Source organism: Catonella sp. (assembly GCF_057250765.1).
This window is the reverse complement of sequence record NZ_DBHIEC010000012.1, coordinates 25,664-52,587: the sequence shown is the minus strand read 5'-3', so window position 1 is coordinate 52,587 and position 26,924 is coordinate 25,664. Positions and strand designations below refer to the sequence as shown.

Annotated in this window: 17 protein-coding genes and 1 riboswitch; of the genes, 8 read left to right on the top strand and 9 right to left on the bottom strand. The window is 41.0% G+C overall.

The genetic code is table 11. The features are described 5' to 3' along the window. Window positions 1-11: 11 nt before the first annotated feature. The 5 genes from ACO6HM_RS07660 to ACO6HM_RS07640 form a co-directional block, all read right to left on the bottom strand. Window positions 12-1,289, bottom strand: a complete 1,278-nt coding sequence (locus tag ACO6HM_RS07660) for an AI-2E family transporter (protein ID WP_485390494.1) — start codon at window positions 1,287-1,289, stop codon at window positions 12-14. Window positions 1,290-1,412: 123 nt separating this feature from the next. Continuing rightward, window positions 1,413-1,883, bottom strand: a complete 471-nt coding sequence (smpB, locus tag ACO6HM_RS07655) for an SsrA-binding protein SmpB (protein ID WP_485390493.1) — start codon at window positions 1,881-1,883, stop codon at window positions 1,413-1,415. Then, complete coding sequence (rnr, locus tag ACO6HM_RS07650) at window positions 1,876-4,062, bottom strand: ribonuclease R (RefSeq protein WP_485390492.1); 2,187 nt, start codon at window positions 4,060-4,062, stop codon at window positions 1,876-1,878. Before rnr ends, smpB begins: the two co-directional genes overlap by 8 nt. Before the next feature lie 110 nt (window positions 4,063-4,172). After that, on the bottom strand, window positions 4,173-4,409 hold the full coding sequence (gene secG, locus ACO6HM_RS07645; protein ID WP_208428034.1) for a preprotein translocase subunit SecG: 237 nt from the start codon (window positions 4,407-4,409) through the stop codon (window positions 4,173-4,175). A gap of 232 nt (window positions 4,410-4,641) precedes the next feature. Beyond that, window positions 4,642-5,382, bottom strand: coding sequence for an ECF transporter S component (locus tag ACO6HM_RS07640; protein WP_485390491.1), 741 nt, complete (start codon window positions 5,380-5,382; stop codon window positions 4,642-4,644). A 285-nt stretch (window positions 5,383-5,667) separates the two neighbouring features. On the opposite strand from ACO6HM_RS07640, the gene ACO6HM_RS07635 reads away from it, so the two are divergent. The 6 genes from ACO6HM_RS07635 to nspC all read left to right on the top strand — a co-directional run bounded on the left by ACO6HM_RS07635 (window position 5,668) and on the right by nspC (window position 13,587). Then, complete coding sequence (locus tag ACO6HM_RS07635) at window positions 5,668-6,939, top strand: IS110 family RNA-guided transposase (protein WP_208427912.1); 1,272 nt, start codon at window positions 5,668-5,670, stop codon at window positions 6,937-6,939. Between the two features lie 175 nt (window positions 6,940-7,114). Beyond that, window positions 7,115-7,234, bottom strand: a riboswitch (FMN riboswitch). A 636-nt stretch (window positions 7,235-7,870) separates the two neighbouring features. Then, entirely contained in the window at window positions 7,871-9,322 is a 1,452-nt protein-coding gene (locus ACO6HM_RS07630) for an aminotransferase class I/II-fold pyridoxal phosphate-dependent enzyme (protein ID WP_485390490.1), read from the top strand. A 560-nt stretch (window positions 9,323-9,882) separates the two neighbouring features. Continuing rightward, on the top strand, window positions 9,883-10,179 hold the full coding sequence (locus ACO6HM_RS07625) for a hypothetical protein (RefSeq protein ID WP_485390489.1): 297 nt from the start codon (window positions 9,883-9,885) through the stop codon (window positions 10,177-10,179). 28 nt (window positions 10,180-10,207) lie between these two features. Then, entirely contained in the window at window positions 10,208-11,086 is an 879-nt protein-coding gene (gene speE / locus ACO6HM_RS07620; protein WP_485390488.1) for a polyamine aminopropyltransferase, read from the top strand. Next, complete coding sequence (locus tag ACO6HM_RS07615) at window positions 11,086-12,345, top strand: saccharopine dehydrogenase family protein (protein WP_485390487.1); 1,260 nt, start codon at window positions 11,086-11,088, stop codon at window positions 12,343-12,345. The genes speE and ACO6HM_RS07615 overlap by 1 nt, the downstream gene beginning before the upstream one ends. Window positions 12,346-12,408: 63 nt before the next feature. Further along, window positions 12,409-13,587 (top strand): carboxynorspermidine decarboxylase, encoded by a 1,179-nt coding sequence (nspC, locus tag ACO6HM_RS07610; protein WP_485390486.1) that lies wholly within the window; start codon window positions 12,409-12,411, stop codon window positions 13,585-13,587. 353 nt (window positions 13,588-13,940) lie between these two features. On the opposite strand, the gene ACO6HM_RS07605 is transcribed toward nspC, so the two are convergent. Both ACO6HM_RS07605 and nifJ read right to left on the bottom strand, forming a co-directional pair. Further along, complete coding sequence (locus ACO6HM_RS07605) at window positions 13,941-17,759, bottom strand: phosphoribosylformylglycinamidine synthase (protein ID WP_485390485.1); 3,819 nt, start codon at window positions 17,757-17,759, stop codon at window positions 13,941-13,943. Window positions 17,760-17,967: 208 nt separating this feature from the next. Then, entirely contained in the window at window positions 17,968-21,507 is a 3,540-nt protein-coding gene (nifJ, locus tag ACO6HM_RS07600; protein WP_485390484.1) for a pyruvate:ferredoxin (flavodoxin) oxidoreductase, read from the bottom strand. A gap of 364 nt (window positions 21,508-21,871) precedes the next feature. Here nifJ and ACO6HM_RS07595 point away from each other — a divergent pair, with 364 nt between their 5' ends. Then, a complete protein-coding gene (locus ACO6HM_RS07595; protein WP_485390483.1) occupies window positions 21,872-22,342 on the top strand; it encodes a COG2426 family protein in 471 nt (156 codons plus the stop codon). A 127-nt stretch (window positions 22,343-22,469) separates the two neighbouring features. Here the strand turns inward: ACO6HM_RS07595 and ACO6HM_RS07590 are convergent, their stop codons facing one another. Next, window positions 22,470-24,464, bottom strand: a complete 1,995-nt coding sequence (locus tag ACO6HM_RS07590; RefSeq protein WP_485390482.1) for a 2-isopropylmalate synthase — start codon at window positions 24,462-24,464, stop codon at window positions 22,470-22,472. Between the two features lie 311 nt (window positions 24,465-24,775). Here ACO6HM_RS07590 and ACO6HM_RS07585 point away from each other — a divergent pair, with 311 nt between their 5' ends. After that, window positions 24,776-25,771 (top strand): NAD(+) diphosphatase, encoded by a 996-nt coding sequence (locus tag ACO6HM_RS07585; RefSeq protein ID WP_485390481.1) that lies wholly within the window; start codon window positions 24,776-24,778, stop codon window positions 25,769-25,771. A 102-nt stretch (window positions 25,772-25,873) separates the two neighbouring features. Here the strand turns inward: ACO6HM_RS07585 and ACO6HM_RS07580 are convergent, their stop codons facing one another. Beyond that, the gene (locus ACO6HM_RS07580; protein WP_485390480.1) at window positions 25,874-26,815 is read right to left on the bottom strand and encodes an Rpn family recombination-promoting nuclease/putative transposase; all 942 of its coding nucleotides are present in this window, start codon (window positions 26,813-26,815) and stop codon (window positions 25,874-25,876) included. Between the last annotated feature and the right edge of the window lie 109 nt (window positions 26,816-26,924).

Sequence of the window (26,924 nt, the reverse complement as noted above, 5' to 3'; positions counted from 1 at the left end):
CTTTATTTATTTTATCCTCTATTTTTGTTATTCTCTTTGTTGTCGTTATTCTCTTCTTTTACGTCATTCTCTTCACTTACATTGTTTTCTTTAGCTTCTTTTTCCTCTTTTATTTCTTTGGCTTCATTTCTCTTCTCCTTTAAGTTGATAAGCCTTTCAAACCACACTTTTGCCAGTGCTCCTGACGGTACGGCAACTATCATTCCCACAAGTCCGCCTACGCTTGCTCCTACCGTAAGAGAGATGATGACTATCATAGGATGAATATTTACGCTTGAGCTTAGAAGCTTAGGATAGATGAGATTACCATCTATTGCCTGTATAATAAGCAGTGCAATCGCCGCTATTATCATACTTTTATAATCACCTGTGGCTATCCCCACAATTGCTATCGAGGTATAGCCAACTATAGGTCCCATATAAGGGATGAGATTGCCAAGTCCGATAAGAAGCCCAATAACAATGGCATACTGTATTCCGACTATTGAAAACACGATACTTACAACTACTCCTACCATGAAGGCATCAAAGGCCTGACCTCTTATGTAGCCCGAAAATACTCTGTCAGCATCACTAATCATGGTGTCTAACGTAGATTTTACCCGCTTTGGCAGAATGATGGTAAGCACCCTGCCCCAGTATGTCTTAAGCTTAGGCATATCAAGCAGGAAGTAAATGCTAAATATAAGAGCGAAAAACGCTGTAGCAACCCCGTCTTTCAAGTTACTTGCTATATTTCCCACCTGACTTGACAGATTAAGCAGGTAGGTACCTATGTTGTTCATAAAGGTATCTACACTTGATTTTATCTCAGCAGAATTAATATTTAGCTTGTCAAGCCTGTCCATAAGCTCCCAATACAACGAATTTATAGAGTTTGCATAGGTCTTTATACCTTCAATTATATCCTCTGAATTAGCTGCCCTAGCCTGCTTGGTAATTATCGAAACAAGGAGTGAAACTAATAAAAATAAGCCAACCAGAATAATAACCCCCTGAAGCGCCACTGCGAGTCCTCTAACGCTCTTCTTCTTTTTAAGAGGTTTTATCTTTTTAAGCAGGCTTTCTATTTTCTCAAGCATAGGAAACAGGAGATAAGCTATAACAAAGCCTATGATTACAGGCTTAAGTATCGCTCCCACCCAAGATACAACCTGACCCGCAGTCTTTGCAAGGGTAGGAAGCTGGTCAGTAACCCTACTTAATAGAAAGATAACTATGCAGGTAAAAATCACATACATTGAGATTTCAAGATACTTTTTATTAACCTTATCCTTATAAAAATTCATATATTAACCTTTCTCTGACAAATAATCATTTTTAATTATTTCAACTATCCCATTTGCCAGCTCCTGTAAAATTTTTCTATCCATACCAATCACTCCACCTTCTATTTCGTTGACAACCACCCTTTAGTACAGGTTTTTCACCTTATAATCTCTCTCTGCTTCTCTTCTCTGGTCTTTTTTCTGTATATCCTGACGCTTGTCATAGTTTTTCTTACCTCTTGCAAGGCCTATTTCAACCTTGACAAGACTGCCCTTGAGGTACACCTTAATCGGTACCAGGGTGTAGCCTGCAGTCTTTACCTTGCCCACAAGCTTATTTATCTCAGCCCTGTGCATAAGGAGCTTCCTGGTTCTAAGGGGATCCTTGTTGAAAATATTTCCCTTCTCATAAGGACTTATGTGCATGCCTATAATGATAACCTCGCCGTTTTTATCTATCTGCACATAGGACTCCTTGATGCTGACCTTGCCCATTCTAACTGACTTAACTTCAGTACCTGCAAGGGTAATCCCAGTCTCATATCTCTCTTCTATGAAATAATCAAAACTCGCCTTCTTGTTCTGTGCCACTACTTTATAATTGTCCTTAGACATCCTTCTCTCCTTCTACTATCCTAAAATCTATGGTTCTCATCTGCTTACTTGCCTCAACTACTTTTACTCTAACCTGCTGTCCCAGACTAAATTTTTTCTTGGTATGTTCCCCTACTATTTCCATTCTTTCAGCGTTAAATTCATAGTAATCCCCTCTTATACTGCTGATTTTAACCATACCCTCAACTGTATTTGGAAGCTCAACATATATACCCCAGCTTGTAACCCCCGAGATTACACCATTGAATTCTTCGCCTATTTTATGAGACATAAATTCCGCTGCCTTCATTTTATCCGCTTCTCTTTCTGCCTCATCAGCCCTTCGCTCCATCATACTCGAGCGAAGCGCTATATCGTAAAGAATAGCCTTATAATGCGATACCCTCTTGTCTGTAAGCCTGCCGTTTAGATTCTCTTTTATTATCCTGTGTATCTGTAAATCAGGGTATCTCCTTATAGGGGAGGTAAAATGGCAATAATACTTAGCAGCAAGTCCAAAATGACCATCACAGGAGGTCGTGTACTTAGCCCTCTTTAGACTTCTTAGCGTCATCCGATTTATAAGCATCTCTTCAGGAGTACCCTCTATCTTGCTTAAAAGCTTCTGAATATCCTTAGGATGTATTTCCGTCTTAGACTTTTTCTTTCCACCCTTCCCTATATTATACCCAAAATTATTAATAAATATACTTAATTCCCTAATTTTTTCTTCATCAGGATTTTCATGAGTCCTATACACAAAAGGAAGTTCCTGCCAGAAGCTGTCTTCCGCCACAGTTTCATTGGCAATAAGCATAAAATCTTCAATCAGCCTGGTAGCCTCATTCCTATCGTATGCTTTAATATCAGTAACTCTTCCTTTATCATCAACTATAATCTTAGCCTCAGGGAAATCAAAGTCAATCGAGCCTCTCTCATGCCTGTGTTTTCTAAGGATTAGTGCAAGCTCTTCTGCATTTACAAGCATTTCGTACACATCTTCATACTTTTCTTTTAACTCATTAAATCTCTCGCCATCACCAGTGATGAGTACATTTACATCAGAATAATTCATCCTATGTGCAGTCCTAATCACTGTTTCCGCTATCTCGTGGGAAACCACTTCTCCCTTCTCATTTATATCCATAAGACAGGAAAGGGTGAGTCTGTCCACATTTTCATTTAGGGAACAGATGCCGTTTGAAAGCTCCTTTGGAAGCATGGGTATAACCTTATTTACAAGGTAGGCACTTGTACCACGCTTAATGGCTTCCTTATCAAGGGCTGAACCCTCCTTCACATAGTTGGTAACATCAGCAATGTGCACTCCCAAATGATAGATAACCTCACCGTCCGCCTCAACTTCCTTAGTCACAGACACAGCATCATCAAGGTCTTTGGCATCCTCTCCATCTATGGTAACTATCTTCATTTCTCTAAGGTCAAGTCTGTTCTTAATCGAAGTCCTAATGACCTTCGCAGGCACCTTTTTTACTTCTTTACACACTTCCTTCGGGAATTCATCCTCTATGCCGTAAGCCTTGGCGATAGAGAGGATGTCAACACCCTTATCATTTTCAAAGCCAAGAATCTCTATTATCTTACCCTCAGGACTAAACTTAGCGTCGCCATAGCTTGTAAGTTCTACAACCACCTTTACACCCTTAGGCACATCTTTGCAGGCATTCTTAGGTATGTAAATATCACAAGTAATCTTAGTGTTGTCAGGCACTACAAAGCCAAAGTTCCTGCTCTTTTCAAAAGTGCCTACAATTGTAGTAAATGCTCTTTCTATTACCTTAACGACCTTACCTTCTCTGCTCTTTCCCCTGCTTTTGGCTAAAAGCTTAACGGTAACAGCATCCCCATCAAAGGCATTGCCAACCTCTGAGGCAGGAATGAACACATCTTCCTCATCCTCAGCAGTCCTAAGAAAGGCATAGCCCTTAGCTGTAGACATAAATGTTCCTGTGACGAGGTCGGCATCAGGCTTTGTGTAGCGTCCCTCTCCATTTTCTACAAGCTTTCCTTCTTTTATTATGTCATTTAGTATAAGCTGCAAATCCCCTCTTTCAGCCTTAGGCACCTGAAACAAGGACGCAATATCCTTAAACTTCATAGGAACATAGTCCTTTCTTTCAAAAAACTGCAGAAGAAACTCTCTTCTCTCCCTCATCTTCTTAGTATATTCTTTAGCCACCTCTATCACCCCTTGTCTATAAAAAAGAAAAACTGCTACAAAGTGTGTAGGCAGGATAAGACCTGAAACAACATACTATGCAACAGTTAAAATTTTCTTGTTCTACTTAATTACCACTTCATATTAAGCACAAATGAAAGCACTATAAAGCCGAGGGCAACAACTGTGGTAGCCTTGTTAAGATTACCTTCCATTGAACGGCTTTTATTTTTGCCCCAGTAGGTATCAGCCATACCGCCAATGCTTCCAAGTCCCTGCTGCTTTCCTTCCTGTAAAAGTACTATAGCCGCAAGTGCAATGCATATAATGCAATAAATAACTGTAACAACAATTCTTAATGTAGACATAACCATCTCTTCCTTTCAAAACATATCTTTCAACATTCTACCACAATTTCGTATAGAATTCAAGACCGTGGGAAATATAATTTTCTCCGACGAAGCCTAACCGCCTAAAATTTGGAAGAACCCCCAGAGTAGCCGCTCTGGGGGTTCGTTTGCACTAGTTGGATTTCTATCTTCAAGAATATGATAAGATATCACAACATAAAAGTCAAGTTTAAATTCCGTGAATATCTCTTTATTTCCCCATCTTGAGCAAATAACTAATCTTATGGTAAATAAGCACAGTTATTACAGATACAATGCTGAATTTAATAATATTGAATGGTGCAACTATGATGAGACAAAAGACAAATACGCTGTTAACCGCAGGGTTTACAGCTGTTCCGGCTGCTATAATCTTGTCTATGCCCCCAAAGGCAGCTCCATAAAAAGGAAGAAGTACAAAGGCATTTACAAGACAGCCTATTACAGTAGTAGTAATTACTCCTGCTACAAGCCCCATTATAGCCCTTTTCTTGGTTTTCTTTGCTAAGTACATAATGGACGCAGGAATAACAAAGGCTGAACCAACTACGAAATTGCCGAATTCTCCCACAAAGGCGGATGATGTGCCATTTATAAATAAATTAAGTAATATCTTTACAAACTCTATAACAATGCCTGCCACAGGTCCCATCGCAAAGGCACCAATAATCACGGGCACCTCGCTGAGGTCAATCCTGTAAAAGCTCGGCGCAATGAAGGGAATAGGAAACTCAAACAACATAAGCACTGCTGAGATAGCTGAGAACATTGCTACTATTGCAAGATTCCTTACTTTGAACGATGCGTCTTCTCTTTCTTTCTTAAGTACCCTTTCTGTGACGAACGCCAATACAATGAGTGCCGCCACCACTAAAAGTGAGATGACTACCATACCCCAATTTTCAACCGCTGCATCTTTCAAACCACCTAATAGAACCATATTTTTTACCATTCCTTTCGCTTCGCTCAAGGCACAAACAAGTTATGAAAAAATGTTGTGCCTCTCCTCGCTTTGTCTTATAATATCTATATAGGATAGCAATATACTACAGAGCACGGGAGGAGGAGTGGCGAATTTATTTTCGACCCCGTATATTTATATGTGCCGTCATCCTTACAAGCACAAACAAGTGGGACATTGAGCCCGGACTCTTATCATTGGTAGTAAACCATGTTTATTCAGTCGCAGGATGACAGTCAATGTTGCTATCCTTTTTTTATAAAGGTGGTGATACTTATGATGAAGTTAAAATACTCCATCTGCTGTGGGCTTGATGTCCACAAAAATGTTATCGTTGCAACCATCGTAATCACAAATGCTGATGGAATCTCTGAGTACAAGCAAAAATCATTTTCTACTTTCAACTCAGATATTAGAAAATTTCACAGCTGGTTAATCGAGAATAATTGTTATCATGTATGTATGGAATCCACTGGGAAATATTGGATTCCTATTTTTAATTATCTCGAGAATGACATAGAAGTCTGCCTTACCCATCCTAAATATGTCAAAGCCATCAAGGGAAAGAAAACTGATAAAAAAGACTCCAAATGGATTGCTGACCTCTACAAATTCGACCTTGTCAGATGCTCGTTCATTCCCCCTAAAGACTTCAGACAGCTGCGTGAAATCGCAAGATACCGTTTCAAACTGGTATGTATGAAATCTTCTGAGAAAAACCGCATACAAAACTGCATGACTGTTTCCAATGTCGGCATTGCCAGTGTACTGTCTGATCCTTTTGGCAAAACAGCCACAGAAATCATGTCGTATCTTCTTACACATACTTCTGATTCCATTGATGAAAAAGCTGTCCGCAGACTCATTAAAAAAGGGGCAAAAGCTAAATCCGATGAAATCATTGAGGCAATCAGGGGGTACAACATAGAATCTGATCAGGCTAAAAAGCTTGAACTTGCCCGCAGCCATCTGGAGTATCTTGATGGCATGATTACTCAATCTGAAGTTGAGCTTTATGTAAGGATGAAGCCTTACTACAAGTTCGTTGAACTTGTTTCTACAATGCCTGGGATGACCGAACTAAGTTCAACAATCGTTCTTGCCGAAACAGGCGTAGATATGAGCATCTTTGATGACGCAAAGCATCTGTGCTCATGGTGTGGGCTTTCACCTACTAACAATGAGTCAGCCGGTAAAAAGAAGTCTGTGCGGATTTCTAAAGCAGGAGATTACTTAAAGCCTATGATGGTACAATGTGCGCTTGCAGCAATCAAGAGCAAAAAGCAGACCTATTTTGCAATCAAATATGGTCGAGTTAAAAAACGCCGTGGTCATAAGAAAGCAATCATTGCCATAGCACGAATGATGATAGTATGCATTTATCACATGGTTTCAGAAGAAAAACCGTTTAATCCTATTGATTATGAAGAACTTATGTCTCCGAAAAATCAAATAGAGCGTGTGATTCTAAATGAAAACAATGTCTTTGCTTATCTTGAAAGCCTTGGTTATGATAGCTCAAAGTTAGTAAAACGCAACGATAACTAACATTTATTTATATAGTTACCAATTTTAGGGATCTTGCGACCCCTTATATAAGTGCGCCCAAAAATATAAGTTATTTTTCACTCTTCCTCTTTTCCGCATTCTTTAAGGAAAAAAGCCCTGACCGATTGGCCAGGGCTGATTACGTTGCAAAAACATAGGATAAGTTAATATCCTATTATTTCTTCTTTCATCCAGACTTTACTGTCGGTATCGGAATTGCCTAAGCTCACCGATTCTGCAAATGCTCGCGGACTTTACCGCCGGTCGGGAATTACACCCTGCCCTGAAGAATGCTATTTATTTTTATAGGTCTATGTTAGACCCATCTTACTCCATTGTCAAGAAGATTTTTGAGCTTTTTAAGTTTTTCAAACTTTCTATGTTTTTTAGACTTATTACCTCAAATTTTTTACAAATTTTTGCTAAGCTTTTTATGGATTCTCTAGCACATAAATTTGGCGTAACTCTTGACACTAAGTCCCTTTGATGTTATGATTATTCTACATAGTTGCGTGATTCATCATGCAAATATCAGACCAAGTTTTTTGTTTTTGCCTTACGGACAGGCGGTCACTTGCCGTAGTGGTTATTCCACATTATTGATAGGGTTTGAAGCCCGGATTTTATAAGTTGATTACTCTACAATCATTATCATCTTGTGAAACGTCAATAAGAGCAGCAACCTGATATTTGCTGGACTACTCTGAATGAAGTTAACGCACTTATTCTATTTTAAAGGAAACTACGTGCAGCTCAAGATGATTGAGCTGCTTTTTTATTTGACAGGAAATTTCTCCGAAATTAACTGTCAAATAAAAATCTCTCCGAGGGATGCACAGCTCGCGGCAGGGGAATTTGCCTTACGGCACCGCTCGCGCGCGAAGTGTGTGCGAGCACACACTTTTTATTATATAGATATGAGGAAAATGAGATGGACATTAGCAGACAGCAGAGAGCTCCGATTTGTGAGGCTCTTGAAACATTTAAGAAAAAAAGAGTTGTGCCTTTTGACGTACCGGGACATAAAAGAGGCCGCGGAAACCCTGAGCTTGTAAGACTTCTTGGCGCACAATGTGTTTCCCTTGATGTAAACAGTATGAAGCCCCTTGACAACCTCTCTAACCCTGTTTCCGTCATTTCAGAGGCTGAAGACCTTATGGCTGAGGCTTTTGGCGCCGCTCATGCCTTTCTTATGGTAGGCGGAACCACTGCTTCAGTACAGGCCATGGTGCTTTCTGTCTGCAAGGCAGGCGACAAGATTATTCTCCCAAGAAATGTGCATAAGAGTGTAATCAATGCACTCATTCTCTGTGGTGCCATCCCTGTCTATGTAAAGCCTGAGATTCATCCTGTGATAGGTGTGGCTCTCGGTATGGAGATAGATGCGGTCAAAGAGACCATAGACAGTAATCCTGACGCGGTAGCTGTACTTGTAAACAATCCAACCTACTACGGTATCTGTTCCGACCTTAAGAGCATTACCGACTATGCCCATGAAAAAGGGCTCAAAGTCCTTGTTGATGAGGCACACGGAACCCAGCTTTATTTCGGCTCCAATCTCCCTATCGCTGGAATGCGTGCAGGTGCTGACATGTCGGCTATTTCTATGCACAAATCAGGTGGAAGCCTCACACAGAGTTCCATCTTACTTACAGGCGAAAATATGAATGTAGGTCATGTGAGACAGATAATAGGACTTACCCAGACGACCTCAGCTAACTATCTTCTACTTTCAAGTCTTGACCTTTCAAGGAGAAACCTTGCACTTAGAGGCATGGAGAGCTTTGCAAAGGTTATAACTATGGCGGAGTACGCAAGAAATGAGATAAACAGCATAGGAGGTTACTACGCCTACGGAAAAGAACTCATAGACGGAAAGAATGTCTATGACTTTGATGTAACCAAGCTTTGTGTGTACACCAAAGACATTGGGCTTACAGGAATTGAGATTTACGATTTACTCCGTGATGAATATGATATACAGATAGAATTCGGCGATATAGGAAATATTATGGCTTATATCTCAATAGGCGACAGGCTTCAGGATATAGAAAGGCTTGTTGGTGCTCTTGAGGATATCAAGAGGCTGTATGCCAGAGAGAAAAGCGGTCTTGCCTTTGTGGATGCAGTTATTCCAAAGGTAGTTTCAAGTCCGCAGTATTCATTTTACGCCGAAAAGGAGTCTGTGCCTATAAAGGAAGCATACGGCAGGGTAGCTGGCGAGTCAGTTATGGCATATCCACCGGGCATTCCTATACTTGCTCCGGGAGAGCTCATTACAAAGGATATTGTTGACCACATCCTGTATGCAAAAGAAAAAGGATGCAGCTTGCAGGGTACAGCCGATCCTGAGGTTAAGAGGTTGGAAGTGCTGATAAAATAGCAAAGTAAATATTGCAATCCTAATGACAAATTTTAATTTGTAGGGTTGATGTGATTGTTTGTAATCTTAGTGACGCTCCTACCTTTTTGCATTGCTCATAGGCTTAGCTGCTTCGCAATGCGCCTCTGAGCAACGCAAAAACGGAGCTGATACCTTAAATTTATGCAAATAATAACCAGAATACCAAATTAAAGACAGCCACTCCAACCTGCCCCCATGTGGCTTTTGTGTTTGTTTGTGACGACTTATCAATCAAACAGCCGGAGCTGATAATGCCGCATAGTTCGCCGTCTCCACTCTGACTTCGTGCAAGCACTCGTCAATCGTGGACTGCTATTATATAGGCAGGACTTACACACTTAGCTTCATTGCTTCGCAATTTGCTAAGTGTGAGTCACTGCCAAAAAGCGAGCGCGTTAGGTTTTTCGTAATCATGTAAAAACTTAAAAATAGCACCTTGCAGAAAAACCGGAGCGAGTCTGGACATTTATCAGCGAAGGCGTAACTCAGTCAAAAAACAAACACAACAGCCCTACAACTTAGAATTTGGAGGTAGTAATATGAAGATTACACTAAAGTATGTTGGAATAATTCTAAGTGTCATTTTACCTGTTGTAACTTTGATGTCTTTAAACAATATTTACCTTGGTCATCCATACGGGTGGCTGTGGTGTGGCTTTTATGGCTGTATTCTGGTTTGCCTATTTACTAAATCAAAAATTTATAAGGCTATAGCTATCATTGCAAATTTAGCGGCATTTTTACCGATGACTGCCGGAGCATTGATGGGAGGGCTTTATGGGCTATGGATAATTTTTATTCATCTGCTTATTCCATTTTGTTACCTTTGGTATTAATTTTACTTAACCTATGAAAGGAGGAAAGATGTCCGATTATACAAACATCCACGTTTTTGAAGAATTCACAGAAAATGTTAGTATGGACATAGGCGTGGAAAAGCAATTGTACAGCGCTGAAAGCGAATTCCAGAAAATAGAGGTATTTCAGTCACACGAATTTGGTAGGTTCCTGATGCTTGACGGAGATATAATCTTCTCAGAAGCAGACGAATTTGTATACAACGAAATGGTTGCCCACGTACCTATGTCAGTACACCCAAATGTAAAGAGGGTGCTTATAATAGGCGGAGGTGACGGAGGTGTAGCCAGAGAGCTGACTGCATATCCCGAGATCGAGCGAATAGAAGTTGTAGAGCCTGACGAGCAAATGGTCGAGGTTTGTAGGGAGTTTTTCCCCGATGCAGTAAAGGGGTTTGATGATGAGAGGGTTCATATAACCCATCAGGACGGACTTCGCTTCCTTAGGGGCAGGAGGGCTGAATATGACCTCATTATAAATGACTCTACAGATCCGTTTGGTCATACAGAGGGACTATTTACCAAAGAGTTCTATGGCAGCTGTTACAAGGCTCTTAAAGACGATGGAATTATGGTTTACCAGCATGGAAGCCCCTTCTTTGATGAAGATGAAGAAGCCTTCAGGGCAATGCATAGAAAGGTGTATACCAGCTTTCCTATAAGCCGTGTATATCAGGCACATATCCCTACCTGTCCTTCAGGCTACTGGATGTTTGGCTTTGCCAGCAAAAAGTACCACCCTATCACAGACTTCAAGCCTGAAGAGTGGAAAAAGAGAAATATCAAAACCTGGTATTATACAAGCAACCTCCATGTAGGCGCATTTATGTTACCTAAATATGTTGAAGATATATTGGAAGAAGAAGAAAATAAAGGAGAAAAATAATGTCAAGATTACTTATTATCGGTTGCGGTGGAGTTGCACAGGTTGCAATCCACAAATGCTGTCAGAACAGCGAAGTTTTCACAGAGATTTGCATAGCAAGTAAAACAAAGTCCAAATGCGATGCTATTAAGGCTCGGCTTGAGGGTAAGACAAAGACTGTTATTACTACTGCAGAGATAGATGCTATGGACGTAGCTAAGACAGTAGAGCTTATTAAGAGCTACAAGCCTGATGCAGTGCTTAATGTGGCACTTCCTTATCAGGATCTTGCTATTATGGATGCCTGCCTTCTTGCAAATGTACATTATATCGATACAGCAAACTATGAGCCTGAGGATACAGAAGAGCCTGAGTGGAAGGCTGCTTATGAAATGCGCTGCAAAGAAAAAGGCTTTTCAGCACTTTTTGATTACTCTTATCAGTGGGCTTATGCTGAGAAATACGAAAAAGCAGGACTTACAGCACTTCTTGGAACAGGCTTTGATCCGGGTGTAACCAGCGTATTTGCTGCTTATGCGAAGAAGCATTATTTTGACAGGATAGATACCATAGATATCCTTGACTGCAACGGTGGAGACCATGGCTATCCATTTGCTACCAACTTCAACCCTGAGATTAACCTTCGTGAAGTATCTGCACCTGGCAGCTACCTTGAAAATGGTAAATGGGTAGAAATCCCTGCAATGAGCATCAAGCGCGAGTATAACTTCAAAGAGGTTGGGCAGAAAGATATGTACCTTCTTCACCACGAGGAGCTTGAGGCTCTTGGCAGAAATATGCCTGAGGTTAAGCGTATCCGCTTCTTTATGACATTTGGGCAGAGCTATCTCACACATATGAACTGCCTTGAAAATGTAGGTATGCTCTCTACAACCCCTATCAACTATGAAGGCAAAGAGATAGTGCCTATCCAGTTCCTTAAGGCTCTCCTTCCTGATCCAGCTTCCCTTGGTCCTCGTACAAAGGGAAAGACCAATATCGGCTGTATCTTCACAGGATTGAAGGACGGCAAGGAAAAAAGCATATACATCTACAACATCTGTGACCACGAAGCCTGCTACAAAGAGGTTGGAAGTCAGGCTGTAAGCTATACTACAGGCGTTCCTGCTATGATAGGCTCAATGCTTGTATTAAACGGACTTTGGAGAAAGCCCGGAGTATATACCACAGATGAATTTGATCCGGATCCATATATGGAGGCACTTAATAAATGGGGACTTCCTTGGCAGGTTGAAGAAAATCCTGTACTTGTACCATAAGAGGGTTACATCAGACACAGAGAATTAAACCTCTCTGTGTCTTTGAATATAAAGGAGTTTAACTTGATTTCAAATAATTATCCCGAATTAAAAAAGGCATTTGAGGGGCTTAAAACTCCCTGCTACGTCATAGACGAAGCCAAGATAGAGGAAAACTGTAAGATTCTAAAATCTATGATGGACGAGACAGGCGCTAAGATTTTACTTGCACAAAAGGCATTTTCGGGCTTTTATTTCTATCCCCTCATAGGAGAATATCTGGTAGGCGCTACAGCCAGTGGGCTTTTTGAGGCAAGGCTTGGCGCTGAAGAAATGAAAAAGGAGAACCATATCTTCTCTCCCGCTTATAAGGATGAGGATATGGAGGAAATAACAAGAATCTGCGACCATATCATATTTAACTCTGTAAATCAGCTAAAGAAGTATAAAAAATACTGTATAGATAAAGGAGTTAGTATAGGAATTAGAATAAATCCTGAGTTTTCCACGCAAGAAGGCCATGAAATCTACGATCCCTGTGCCAGTGGAAGCAGGCTTGGCATCACTCTAAGTACCCTTGAAAATGCTCTTAAAGAAGATGCTTCACTACTTAGCGGTGTTGACGGACTTCACTTTCACACCCTTTGTGAACAGGGGGCAGAGCCTTTAAGGAATACTTTGGAGGTTGTGTATAAGAATTTTGGAAAATATCTAAAAAATATGAAATGGCTTAACTTTGGCGGCGGTCACCATATAACAAGGGATGACTACAACAGAGAACTGCTGATTAAGTGTATAAATGAGGCTAAGTCCCTGTTCGATGTGGAAGTCTATCTTGAGCCGGGTGAGGCTGTTGCCTTAAATGCAGGCTATTCAGTAACAACTATCCTTGATAAGACCACCTCAGGCGACACTACCAATCTGATTCTTGATATCAGTGCTGCCTGCCACATGCCTGATGTGATTGAAATGCCTTACAGACCACCTCTTTTTACCTCAGGAGAAGCAGGCGAAAAGAAATATAACTACAGACTTGGAAGCTGTACCTGCCTTGCAGGAGATATAATAGGTGACTTCTCCTTTGATGAAGAAAAGAACATCGGAGATATGCTTATATTCGGAGATATGGCCATTTATTCTTTTGTTAAAAACAACACATTCAACGGCATGCCTCTTCCAGACCTTGCCGTACTTAAAAAGGATGGTAGTGTGGAGAATATCAAAAGCTTCGGATATCAAGACTTTAAGGCAAGACTGTCATAAATCAGTCAGATATACGCTCTCAGGAAGCTTATAGGATAACAACAAATAATCTTAAACGGTAACAGGACTTTTAACGAGCCGATTTTAAAAAAGGGAGTTTAGCACTATTTTTAGTGCTAAACTCCCTTTAATAATATAATGATACAGTGTCAAAAGTATAAAAATTCGAGAGGGGCTTGCTTACAAGAGAAATTATTATCTTTTGACACGCAAAAAATATGAGTAAGCAGCCATTTTTTGCAAAAAATGAGCGGATTACGAATATTTTTGCAAGAATTGCTAAAGCTACGCTGTAGCAATCCTGTATCATTGGGTGCCAAATACTTTTGACACCCACATCATATAATAAGTATCTATCTGAAGTACTCTACACCACTTTCAAATATACCCTGATCTTTTCCTCCAACTATATTGATAGCTACATTTTCACCAATTCTTTCAGAGTGGCACATCTTGCCAAGCACCCTGCCGTCAGGGCTGATTATACCCTCGATAGCATTATATGAGCCATTTGGATTGAAAGCACAGTCCATGGTCACACTGCCTTCTACATCAGCATACTGGAAGGCAATCTGCCCATTGGCGGACAGCTTCTTAAGCCATTCTTCATTTGCCACAAATCTTCCCTCTCCATGTGATGCAGGTATGGAGTATACCTCCCCAAGCCTTACATTCATAAGCCAAGGAGACTTGTTGGTAACTGCCTTAGTGTATACTGACTGAGATATATGTCTGCCTATCTTGTTGGTTGTAAGTGTAGGCGAATCCTCCTTTATCTCAGTGATTTCTCCGTATGGCACAAGGCCAAGCTTGATAAGGGCCTGGAAACCATTACATATACCGAGGATGAGTCCGTCTCTCTCTTTAAGAAGTCTATTGGTCTCCTCTGCTATCTGAGGATTTCTAAATACTGAAGCTATGAACTTAGCAGAACCGTCAGGCTCATCTCCGGCTGAGAAACCGCCAGGGAACATTATTATCTGAGAGTTCTTTATAGCTCTTACATATTCTGCCGCTGAGTCCTTGATATTTTCTGCATTAAGGTTCTTAAATACTACTGTCTCGACCTCTGCACCTGCCTTTGTAAATGCCTTAGTAAGGTCATACTCACAGTTTGTACCAGGGAACACAGGGATGAATACTCTAGGCTTTGCTACCTTATTCTTAGCTATGTAAAGTTTTGAGTCTGAAGCTTGTGTAAAACCAGCCTCTTTTCTTACATCATAGATATTCTCCTCAGGCTTTGCTTCCTTCTCTCCTGTCTTTGTAGGATATACCTTTTCCAGTCTTTCCTGCCAGCTATTAAGCATTTCCTCTATGTCTATACTTGCATTTGCAAACTGGAATTTGCCACTGTCAGTAACTTCACCAAGCTTAGTTACATTAAGTCCTGACTTCATTACCTCATCAAGGCTGTCAGCACTTACTTCAGCTACAATAGAGCTAAAGTCAGGCTTAAAGTAGTCCTTGTCGGTAATACTTTCATCAAACTTTACTCCGAGCTTGTTACCAAAAGCCATCTTGCTTACAGCCTCAGAGACTCCGTATCTGCCAAGGGCATAGGCTGAAACTATATGCTTTTTATGTATGAGGTTTGTTATCTTATTATAGTCCTCAATCAGCTTTTCAAATACAGGCAGCCTGTACTCATTTTCTTCTATGTTAAATTTAACAAGGATGTTCCCTGCCTTCTTAAGCTCAGGACTGATAATGTCGTTAGCATTTCCTATATCTACAGCAAAGCTTACAAGAGTTGGCGGTACATCTATGTCATTGAAGCTTCCTGACATACTATCCTTGCCTCCTATTGAAGCAAGTCCAAGCTTCATCTGTGCATCGTATGCACCAAGCAGGGCCGCAAGTGGCTCTCCCCAGCGTTCTGCCTTATCACCAAGCCTCTTAAAATACTCCTGGAAGGTGAAATGAATCTTCTTCATATCTCCACCTGCTGCAACTATCTTTGCTACAGAATTGATAACGGCATAGACAGCTCCGTGGTAAGGGCTCTCCTTTGAGATATAAGGATCAAAGCCATAGCTCATAAGTGTTACCACATCGCTTTCTCCCAAATCATTTGGAAGCTTGGCTGTCATAGTCTGAATAGGGCTTAACTGATACTTTCCGCCAAACGGCATGGTAACTGTGGCTGCCCCGATTGAGCTGTCAAATCTCTCAACAAGTCCCTTCTTACCACAGGCATTTAAGTCGCTAAGTACTGAAAGCCAAGCCTCTTTAAGACTCTTTCCTTCAAATTCCCTGCTATGGTTCTCATAGAATATGTCAGGAGCAGGTGCCTTAACCCTCGCCTTTGCCTCACTTCTTGCTCCGTTTGTATCTATGAAGGCTCTGCTGATATTCACTATTTCCTTGCCACGCCACTCCATAACAAGACGAGGCTCCTTAGTTACTTCAGCCACAACTACAGCCTCTAGGTTCTCTTCGTCTGCAAACTTAAGCATGGCAGCCACATCTTTACTGTCAACCACTATTGCCATTCTCTCCTGGGACTCGGAAATGGCTATCTCAGTGCCATCAAGGCCCGCATATTTCTTAGGTACCTTGTCAAGATTGATATGAAGTCCTGCAGCAAGCTCTCCTATGGCTACAGATACACCGCCTGCACCAAAGTCATTACACTTCTTTATGAGCTTAGTTATTTCAGGTCTTCTGAAAAATCTCTGAATCTTACGCTCTGTAGGAGCATTTCCCTTTTGGACTTCTGCTCCACAGGTATCTATGGACTTGGTTGTATGCGACTTTGAGGAGCCTGTTGCTCCACCTATACCGTCTCGCCCTGTGCGTCCGCCAAGTAAGATAATCTGGTCTCCCGGATCTGAATTCTCTCTAATTACATTTTTTCTTCTTGCAGCTCCCATAACTGCACCAATCTCAAGGCGCTTTGCCACATAGTCAGGATGATATATCTCATCTACAAGGCCTGTAGCCAGTCCTATCTGATTGCCATAAGAGCTATAGCCCGCTGCCGCTCCTGTCACTATCTTTCTCTGTGGGAGCTTACCACTAAGTGTCTCAGACAAAGGAAGTGTAGGGTCTGCTGCTCCTGTTACTCTCATAGCCTGATATACATAGCCTCTGCCCGAAAGCGGATCTCTGATTGCACCACCAAGGCAGGTAGCCGCCCCACCAAATGGTTCTATCTCTGTAGGATGGTTGTGTGTCTCATTCTTAAAGAAGATGAGCCATTCCTCAGTATGCTTAGTGCCATCCGCAAGCGTCTCTTCAACAGGCACTACTATGGAGCAGGCGTTTATCTCATCAGAAACTTCCATATCTGTGAGCTTGCCCATTTCTTTTAACTTCTTCATACCCATGAGAGCAATGTCCATAAGACAGATGTATTTATCGTCTCTGTTCTTGTAAAGGGAGGCAAAGTTCTCCTTATAGTCGTTGAAGCTAGTGACCAAAGGCTTAGAGTACTTGCCTTCCTCAAATTCTACCTCTGTAAGCTCTGTAAGGAAGGTAGTATGGCGGCAGTGGTCAGACCAGTAGGTATCAAGCATCCTTATCTCTGTCACGCTTGGATTACGCTTTTCTTCTTCTAAAAAATATTTTCTTATAAACAAGAAGTCCTTAAATGTCATTGCAAGGTTAAGTGATGAGTAAAGTTCATTAAGCTCATTTTCAGGCATGTTTATAAAGCCTTCAAAGATTTTTACATCCTCTGGCTCAGGAAAGGTCTGTACTATAGTCTCAGGCTTACTCTTTGCTGCTTCTCTTGAATCCACTGGGTTAATAAGATAAGCCTTTATTTCTTCAAATTCTTTCTCTGTAATCTGCCCCTTTACTACATAAGTAGTAGCAGACTGGATAACAGGCTCAGCCTCTTTATTTAAGAGCTTAACGCACTGAATGGCGCTGTCTGCTCTCTGGTCAAACTGACCGGGAAGATATTCAACAGAAAACTCTCTTTCACCAGAATCAAGCGGGAAATCTTCCTCGTAGAGTAAGTCCACAGGTGGCTCGGAAAATACTATGCCAAGTGACTTCTTGTAGGTAGCCTCATCCAAATTCTCTATGTCATATCTGATTAGCACCCTTACATTTTCAATTGTTTTAAGTGAAAGATAGTCGGCAAATTCTTCTTTTAGTTCCTTTGCCCTAACCGCATAGTCCTTCTTTTTTTCAACATATACTCTTCTAATATTTCCCATAATCCCACTCCTTGCTTATAAGTTTAGGTTTAGTTTCCTTCATTATAGCATGAGGTCATTTATTAGTAAAATGAATATATATGATTTTATTTATACTTTATTCTAATAATATAACGGTATTTTATACAAAAAATAAGCGTAAGCCCCTCATATTGAAGAGCTTACGCCGTAACTGTCAAAGACAGACTTATTTATGTATTATTTGAGATTATTCCTCTACATTCCAAGTAGTTCTTCTCTTGAAGGTCTCAAGTCTGAACTTAGCTTCTTTCTCAGAACGCTTGAATAACTCTTCAGCCTTCTCAGGATTGCTTCTAAGAAGTCTGTTATAACGAACCTCTGTCTCAATGAACTCTCTATAGCTCAATGTAGGCTCTTTTGAATCCATTGTGAATGGGTTCTTGCCTTCCTCTGCAAGAAGTGGATTATAACGGAAGAGGCTCCAGTAACCTGACTGAACGGCTCTCTTCTCCTGTGTCATAGAAACTCTCATACCGCCCTTGATACCGTGGCTGATACAAGGAGCATAGCCGATGATGAGTGATGGACCAGGATATGCCTCAGCCTCTGCAATAGCCTTTACACACTGGTTGTAATCAGCTCCCATGGCTACCATTGCTACATAGATGTAACCATAGCCCATAGCTATTTCAGCGAGGTTCTTCTTTCTTACTTCCTTACCACCTGCTGCAAACTGTGCAACAGCACCTGTAGGAGTAGCTTTAGAAGCCTGTCCGCCTGTATTTGAGTAAACCTCAGTATCGAATACGAATACGTTGACATCTCTGTTTGATGCGAGTACGTGGTCAAGACCGCCGTAACCGATATCATAAGCCCAGCCGTCTCCACCGAAGATCCACTGGCTCTTCTTGCCTGCATAATCAGCATTGTCTAAGATATAATCCTTCTCTTCTGCTTCTACGTTACAAGCTGTAAGAGCCTGAATCATTCTTCTTGCTGCAACACTGTTCTCGCCTGAGTTATGCTGTGTATCAAGGTATTTCTGGATTAATTCCTTGGTATCTCCGTCTACCTTGTCCATAAGTCTCTCAGCATTTTCGATAACTCTCATTCTAAGAGCCTCTGAGCCAAGTGCCATACCATAGCCATATTCAGCATTGTCCTCAAAAAGTGAGTTAGCCCAAGCAGGACCTCTGCCTCTCTTGTCAACTGTATATGGGTTAGCTGGTGAAGAACCGCCCCAGATTGATGAACAACCTGTTGCATTGGCGATTAACATTCTGTCACCGAACATCTGTGTAATGAGTTTAGCGTAAGGAGTCTCGCCACAGCCTGCACAAGCACCTGAGAACTCAAGGTAAGGCTGTCTGAACTGACTTCCCTTTGGTGTAACTGCATTGAATTTCTCAAGTACATCTTCATGGAGCTCAAGAGTCCTGCCATAGTCAAAGCTCTTCTGCTCTACAAGCTGTGTATCAAGAGCTGAAAGTGAAAGTGTCTTATTTCCCTTAACCTCTGGGCAGACATTTACACAAGAACCGCAGCCTGTACAGTCAAGTACGGAAACGGTAACTGCAAACTTCTTGCCAGGCATACCCTTCATGTCTACCATCTTCATAGATTCAGGAGCCTTTGCTGCCTCTTCCTCGTCCATTACAGCAGGACGTATTGCTGCGTGAGGACATACATAAGAACAGAGGTTACACTGTAGACAGGTATCCTTGTTCCATACAGGAACTTCTACTGCTATACCTCTCTTTTCATAAGCAGCTGAGCCTAAAGGTGTAGTACCATCAGCATACTCTACGAATGCAGATACAGGGAGTGTGTTACCTGCCTGTGCATTTACCTTATTCTGAATTGTATTTACATAGTGAACAACGTTCTCAAGACCTGCATCAGCCTTCTCTGAGATATCCTCGGCTACCGCATTCTTCCAGTCCTCAGGAACCTTAACCTCAACTACGCCTGCAACACCGGCATCGATAGCGTTGTAGTTCATCTGTACTACATCGTCACCCTTCTTCTGGTAAGAAGCCTTTGCCGCTGCCTTCATATACTCAACAGCGTCCTCGATAGGAATGATGTTAGCAAGCTTAAAGAAAGCTGCCTGAAGCACTGTATTGATACGTCCACCAAGACCGATTTCTTTACCAATCTTGATACCGTCAATTGTATACAGCTTAATGTTATGATCAGCGATGTACTTCTTAGCCTGTCCCGGAAGACGCTCTGAAAGCTCATTTACATCCCAAGGGCAGTTAAGAAGGAAGGTTCCGCCATCCTTAATATCCTGAACCATATCGTACTTACGCACGTATGAAGGGTTATGACAGGCAACGAAGTCTGCCTTGTTGATAAGGTAGGTAGAGTTAATCTTCTTATCACCGAAACGAAGGTGAGAAATGGTTACACCGCCTGACTTCTTTGAATCATAGTCAAAGTAAGCCTGAGCATATTTATCTGTGTGGTCACCGATAATCTTAACTGAGTTCTTATTAGCACCAACAGTACCGTCTGCACCAAGTCCCCAGAACTTACAGGAGGTTGTACCCTCAGGAGCAGTAGATGGATTCTCGGTAATCTCAAGTGAGAGGTTGGTTACATCATCCTTAATACCTATGGTAAATCTTGGCTTTTCAGTATTGTTGTAAGCTGCAATAATCTGAGCAGGAGTTGTATCCTTTGAACCAAGACCGTAACGGCCTGTGGTAACAAGGCAGGACTCAAACTTAGTTCCACGAAGAGATGCCACAACATCAAGGTAAAGTGGCTCACCAAGAGAACCAGGCTCTTTTGTACGGTCAAGAACGATGATGTGCTTAACTGTCTCAGGAATAGCAGCGATAAGGTGCTTAGCTGAGAATGGTCTGTAAAGGCGTACCTTAACAACACCAACCTTGTGTCCGTTAGCGTTCATATAATCGATAGTCTCGTCTATAGTCTCACAAACAGAACCCATAGCTATGATTACTCTGTCTGCATCTTCTGCGCCATAGTAGTTGAAAAGCTTGTAGTTAGTACCAATCTTAGCATTAACCTTATCCATGTAGTTCTGAACAACTTCAGGTACTACATCATAGAAACGGTTAGAAGCCTCTCTTGCCTGGAAGAAGATATCAGGGTTCTGAGCTGTACCTCTCTGCTGAGGACGGTTAGGATTGAGTGACTTATTTCTAAATGCAGCAACTGCATCCATATTGCACATATCCTTAAGGTCATCATAATCCCAGGTTTCAATCTTCTGAATCTCGTGTGAGGTTCTGAAACCATCGAAGAAGTGAAGGAAAGGAACACGGCTCTCGATAGTACTAAGATGTGCTACTGCACCAAGGTCCATAACTTCCTGTACACTGTTTGAACAAAGCATTGCAAAGCCTGACTGACGACAGGCGTAAACGTCTGAATGATCACCAAATATAGAAAGTGCGTGGCTTGCAAGCGCACGGGCTGAAACGTGGAATACTGCAGGAAGTAACTCACCTGCAATCTTGTACATATTAGGGAGCATAAGTAAAAGTCCCTGAGAAGCTGTATAGGTTGTGGTTAATGCACCTGCCTGTAAAGAACCATGCACAGCACCTGCAGCACCGCCTTCAGACTGCATCTCAGACATGATTACTTCGTGTCCGAAGATATTCTTTCTTCCCTGGGTAGCCCACTGGTCGGTGTAGTCTGCCATAGGTGAAGAAGGTGTGATAGGATAGATAGCTGCCACATCAGTAAACGCATAGGATACGTGAGCGGCTGCGGTATTTCCATCCATAGTTTTCATTGATCTAGCCATAGTAGCCTCCTTAAATAATAAATATTATTGATGACAACAAAAACAATCCGTAATAACGAAGTATTTGTTTCAAGCTTTATTACATATCCTTAATTCTACTATTTAAGTTTAATTATGTAAAGCCAAATCATGTATTTTTATTGTGCAATTTGTGTTAATTGATGTAATTTCTCAATAATTATTGGATAATTTTGATAATAGCTATCATTATCGACATCTTCTATCTTATTTTCCCTTTTTAAAGAGGAGATTTTTATAAAGATAATAACTTCTCCGGTAGGCAAACCTTACTTTTTATTCTTTTGACACTAATATCATTAGATGTTATAATCAAAAAACATTATAAAAAAGAAAGTGAGTGGCCATGCTTATTAAATATTTACAGGTATTTTTTATATCAATGCTTCCTATAATCGAGCTAAGAGGAGCTATACCCTTTGCAACTGCAATCGGAGTCCCGCCCTTAACTGCCTACATCATTTCCATACTTGGGAATATGGTTCCTATTCCTTTCATCTTCCTCTTTGCAAGCAAGTTCTTACATTGGGGAAAGGATAAGGCATACATAGGCAAAATCTGCCATTTCTTCCTTGAAAAAGGCTATAGAGCAGGGGCGAAGCTTGAAAATAAAGCAGGCTTTGGACTTTTTATTGCCCTCACACTCTTTGTGGGTATCCCGATACCGGGTACAGGTGCGTGGACAGGCAGTCTTGCGGCCAGCCTCTTAGGTATAAACATTAAAAAGGGAACTATAGCCGTACTTGCCGGAGTACTTCTTGCAGGCATAATCATGATGGTGGTAAGCCTTGGTGCACTGTCTTTCCTCACGCGATAATTAAGCCTTAACTCTATGCAAAAACAGCAATAATTGTGTTAGATTTCCAGAAGGTGTTTTCATGTAAAACTGCCCCTAGAATACCAAAAAGGTCTTCTAAGGGCAGTTTTTGAATTTGTTTGCTGTTTTATTTTTTATTTGCTTCATTTCTAAACTGGGCAGGCGTCTTTCCATACTCCCTCTTAAACAGCCTTATAAAATGCTCCACATTAGGGTATCCGATTGCCTCTGAGATTGTTTCAATCTTCATATTGCCTCCCAGTAAGAATGCCTTTGCTTTCTTAAGCCTGGTAATGCGTACAATATCTCCAAAAGGTATACCCGCCTTTATCCTTATATATTTTGAGAGATAAGGTTTTGAAAGGAAGGTCTTCTTTGCTATATAGTCAAGTGTAACCTCCTTATAATTTTCTTGAATAATGTTGAGGATATCCGTTAATCTCTCTTCCCTCTCCTCCACGTATTTTAGCTGTTCAGACTGGTTAAGTGCGGATACAAGTGCGTCTATTGAAGCTTTAATTATATCTTCGTCTATACCGACTCCCCAATACTTTTTATCACCACAGACTATTCCCACAAAGGTCACCGCCTTAGATGCGGAACTACCTGTAAGCGCGTGTTCTTCATAATCTGTAAGCTCATACTCTATGCCAAAATACTGTCTTAAGGCATTGGCCACTGCATCGAGTCGGCCATTGCCGTTCGCCTTTACCACATGCTCCCTTCCACCATGGCTTATATTAATGGTTGCAAGGAATCCACCTCCCTGAACAAACTCGGCATCAGTTATACTAAATACTTCGTGGTTATTCACATATTTGTTATAGAATATGCTATAAATTCTATCAGCAGAAAGCTCGGCATGTTCGTGGTCAGATACCGACTTAACGGTATAGCCAAGCTCCTCCTGCATATTCTTAGGTACTTCTATTCCGTAATTCGTCTTTAATATATAGCTGACTCCACCCTTACCAGACTGACTGTTGATGCGGATAACATCTGCATCATAGCTCCTATTTATATCCTTAGGATCAATAGGAAGATATGGAACTGTCCACTTACCTTTTTTGTGTTTTTCTCTATAAGTGAATCCTTTAGATATAGCATCCTGATGTGAGCCTGAAAATGCTGTAAATACGAGTTCTCCCGCATAAGGATGCCTTGGAGAGACCTGCATTCTTGTAAGTTTCTCATATTCCTCTTTGATGTCATTTAACCTTGAAAAATCAAGTCCCGGATCTACTCCATGTGAATACATATTCATCGCAAGAGTGATGATATCCACATTACCGGTACGTTCTCCATTGCCAAAAAGAGTTCCCTCTATTCTATCCGCCCCTGCAAGTATGCCAAGCTCTGCTATAGCCACCCCTGTTCCCCTATCATTATGCGGATGCAGGCTTAATATCACTCCATCTCTGCGGTTCATGTTTTTGTGCATATACTCTACCTGTGTAGCAAATACATGAGGAAGTGAGAGCTCAACTGTAGCAGGGATATTGATAATCACCTTATTGTTCTTATCAGGCTCCCACACATCTATAACTGCATTTACCACCTCAAGGGCATATTCCACCTCAGTACCGGTGAAGCTCTCAGGAGAATATTCAAAGGAAAAATTCCCTTCAGTCTCAGCCGCGAGCTTTTTAAGTAACTTAGCTCCTTTGATAGCTATCTGCTTAACCTCTTCTTTATCCTTGGCAAATACCTGCTCCCTCTGTGCTACAGAGGTAGAATTGTACACATGGATAACTGCGTGTGGCGCACCCTTTACTGCTTCAAAGGTCTTTTTGATAATGTGCTCCCTCGCCTGTGTAAGCACCTGAACCGTAACATCTTCAGGAATCAGGTTTCTTTCTATAAGTGTACGCAAGAAATTATACTCTGTCTCAGAAGCCGCAGGAAAACCAACCTCTATCTCCTTAAAGCCGATATCCACCAAAAGCTTGAAAAACTTCAGTTTTTCTTCAAGATCCATAGGCTCAATGAGAGCCTGGTTGCCATCTCTTAGGTCAACCGAGCACCAAATAGGCGGTTTTTCTATGTGCTCCTTCTTCACCCAGTCATAGGTAGGATGTTTAGGCATAAAATAGTTTCTTTGATACTTATTGTAGTTTTTCATATTCTCTCCATATGTACAATTTATTTATTAGATAGTCTGTAACTTCACTTGTATTCATAAAAAGGTGGCTTTAATCACAAACTATTCAGCTCAATCTTATTGATATATTTTAATATAACATATTTTCGTCTTAATCGACAAGGTAATATTTTAACTATTTTATTGATATATTTTAATTAGATTAAGAATTATCTCTTCAAGTATGTATGTAGAAAATTTAAATACTTATGGCACTTGTATCTCTTTGTTTTAGTGCTACAATATATGATGTGGGTGTCAAAAGTATTAGACACTCTTGAAAGAGGATGAATATGATACAGGATTACTTAAATAATAGCTATGACAACAGTTACAAGGCAGAGACTAAACCTTCTGACAATAGTTTTATACTGCATTTTCATAATAATGAACTTCTTTGCCACGCCGAAGGAAACGTTGCAAGCCTTGAAAGTGCTATCCCCGGCAAGGCAGGAAGTGAAGAGGTGGTTTGGAAGCTTCTTACCTTTAAGGAAATCAGGGAGACTCTTAGCGTCGCAGAGAATAAGCTAATATATCTTTTTAAGATGGATATTGATGGCGAGAACCGTGAGTTTTTCCTTCTTGTCGATGCTTCATTTCTTAAAGGAACAGGTCTGGCTTATTCAAGTATCAAAGATAGGGAGAATTCCGGTAATAGTGAGTCAGGTGATTATAGTACAGATGGACTTTACTATATACCTGCCTCTAAGTTTCGCTCCCTTATACCCCTTTCTACCTCCTTTGCTGTCATAACAGCCTGGCAGCTATATAGCTGGTACAGAGATAACAGACATTGTGGCAGGTGTGGCGCACTTACTATACACGATAACAAGGAGAGAATGCTTAAGTGCCCCGCTTGTGGCAATATGATATACCCTAAAATCTGCCCCGGAGTAATAGTAGGCATCATTCATAAGGGCAGGATTTTACTTACAAAGTATGCCAACAAGGGATATGACCGCTACGCTCTGGTAGCAGGCTTTACGGAAATAGGGGAAACCCTTGAAGAAAGTGCTGTAAGGGAAGCATACGAAGAGGTTGGTCTTAGACTTAAGAATATAACCTTTTACAAAAGCCAGCCCTGGTCGGCCTCTTCTTCATTACTTGCGGGATTTTTCGCAGAAGTTGATGGAAGTGACGAGGTTGTACTTGAGACTGAAGAGCTTAAAGAGGGTACCTGGTTCTATCCTGAGGATATAGTGCAGATGCATGAAGGCGTGAGCCTTACAGAAGAAATGATAAATCATTTTGCAGATAGGAAGCTGGATGAAAGATGGTATAAAAATTAACATAAAGGGGCTGCTACAAAGGATTGAACCAATTACAAACATAATTTGCAGTATGGTTTCATCCCTATTGTGACAGCCCCTTATAAATTCCTCTTTACTTATTTAATTTTCAGAATTCATCCTTTGAAATTCCTCTTCTGCCTTGTCAAGGCTTTCTCTGTCTGCAAAGTGAACTATGTCTTCGCTCTCTTCAATAGACATACCTTTTTTACGGCAGTTAATGTAGACCTTTAGCAGAGTCTCGTTGACACCTTGTTCCATACCTTCTTCTCTGCCTTCTTCTCTGCCTTCTTCTCTGCCTTCTCTTACACCCTTATAGTACAACTGGCTAAGTGGTCCTCCCGTCATAGTTTTCACCTCACTTCCATTTTTGGTTGTAATTTTTTCTATAATATCCTCACTTCCAGACATTATGGAAAGGAACTTCAGCACAGCATCTACATGCTTTATCTCATTTTCATTCTCCGGCAAATAGTATGGATCTTTTCTAATGTTGGTAAAATACTTAGCAACCAGCCCGAAATCACTCTTAAACTGTCTTACCTTTTCTTCTGATAAAAAAGCAATTTCAAAAACATTGATTTTATAGTCATTTACATAGTCTTCAAGTCCTTTAGGAATGTCCACTATACCCTTTAGAGACTTAGGTTGATTCCACCTGGTTGTGCCAAAGTATAGAACTATCGTAACCACTGGCGCAATCCTCGTCTTATTACCCTTATCATCAGTTTTAAGCAACTGACTTCTGTAGGAAGCTCCATCATATCCAATTATCCTTGCAGGCATAAGTCTGTCTACTCTGGTCTGATTTTCAATTCCGATTATTAGGAGATTTAAGCCCCCATCTTTCCAATACTTACTTATGTCTCTCTCCTGCTCGTGAAGCTTAGAGTCCTCTGCTTTGTAAATGGAATTAACCTTACTCTCTTCAAGCGAGTCCTCCTTAATCACACTGACTCCGTCAAAAAGCAGGGTATTTACAATATCTGCAAATACATCATTGTAGTCCTCTAGCAGTTTTTCTGCTTTGTCTTTGTTGTTCATATGTTGATTCTTAGCGAACCTCGGAATAGTCATTTATAGTATATCATGCTTTTAGGATTTATAAAAGGTCTAAAAAAACCCCAACCGGAAACTCCGGTTGGGGCAAATT

What these genes read in the sequence shown, in the direction of transcription:
- ACO6HM_RS07615 (WP_485390487.1), top strand. Translation starts at nt 11,086, where the DNA reads ATGTCAAGATTACTTATTATCGGTTGCGGTGGAGTTGCACAGGTTGCA.
- smpB (WP_485390493.1), bottom strand. Translation starts at nt 1,883, where the DNA reads ATGTCTAAGGACAATTATAAAGTAGTGGCACAGAACAAGAAGGCGAGT.
- ACO6HM_RS07580 (WP_485390480.1), bottom strand. Translation starts at nt 26,815, where the DNA reads ATGAACAACAAAGACAAAGCAGAAAAACTGCTAGAGGACTACAATGAT.
- speE (WP_485390488.1), top strand. Translation starts at nt 10,208, where the DNA reads ATGTCCGATTATACAAACATCCACGTTTTTGAAGAATTCACAGAAAAT.
- secG (WP_208428034.1), bottom strand. Translation starts at nt 4,409, where the DNA reads ATGTCTACATTAAGAATTGTTGTTACAGTTATTTATTGCATTATATGC.
- ACO6HM_RS07635 (WP_208427912.1), top strand. Translation starts at nt 5,668, where the DNA reads ATGATGAAGTTAAAATACTCCATCTGCTGTGGGCTTGATGTCCACAAA.
- ACO6HM_RS07630 (WP_485390490.1), top strand. Translation starts at nt 7,871, where the DNA reads ATGGACATTAGCAGACAGCAGAGAGCTCCGATTTGTGAGGCTCTTGAA.
- nifJ (WP_485390484.1), bottom strand. Translation starts at nt 21,507, where the DNA reads ATGGCTAGATCAATGAAAACTATGGATGGAAATACCGCAGCCGCTCAC.
- ACO6HM_RS07640 (WP_485390491.1), bottom strand. Translation starts at nt 5,382, where the DNA reads ATGGTAAAAAATATGGTTCTATTAGGTGGTTTGAAAGATGCAGCGGTT.
- ACO6HM_RS07590 (WP_485390482.1), bottom strand. Translation starts at nt 24,464, where the DNA reads ATGAAAAACTACAATAAGTATCAAAGAAACTATTTTATGCCTAAACAT.
- ACO6HM_RS07595 (WP_485390483.1), top strand. Translation starts at nt 21,872, where the DNA reads ATGCTTATTAAATATTTACAGGTATTTTTTATATCAATGCTTCCTATA.
- ACO6HM_RS07585 (WP_485390481.1), top strand. Translation starts at nt 24,776, where the DNA reads ATGATACAGGATTACTTAAATAATAGCTATGACAACAGTTACAAGGCA.
- ACO6HM_RS07605 (WP_485390485.1), bottom strand. Translation starts at nt 17,759, where the DNA reads ATGGGAAATATTAGAAGAGTATATGTTGAAAAAAAGAAGGACTATGCG.
- ACO6HM_RS07660 (WP_485390494.1), bottom strand. Translation starts at nt 1,289, where the DNA reads ATGAATTTTTATAAGGATAAGGTTAATAAAAAGTATCTTGAAATCTCA.
- ACO6HM_RS07625 (WP_485390489.1), top strand. Translation starts at nt 9,883, where the DNA reads ATGAAGATTACACTAAAGTATGTTGGAATAATTCTAAGTGTCATTTTA.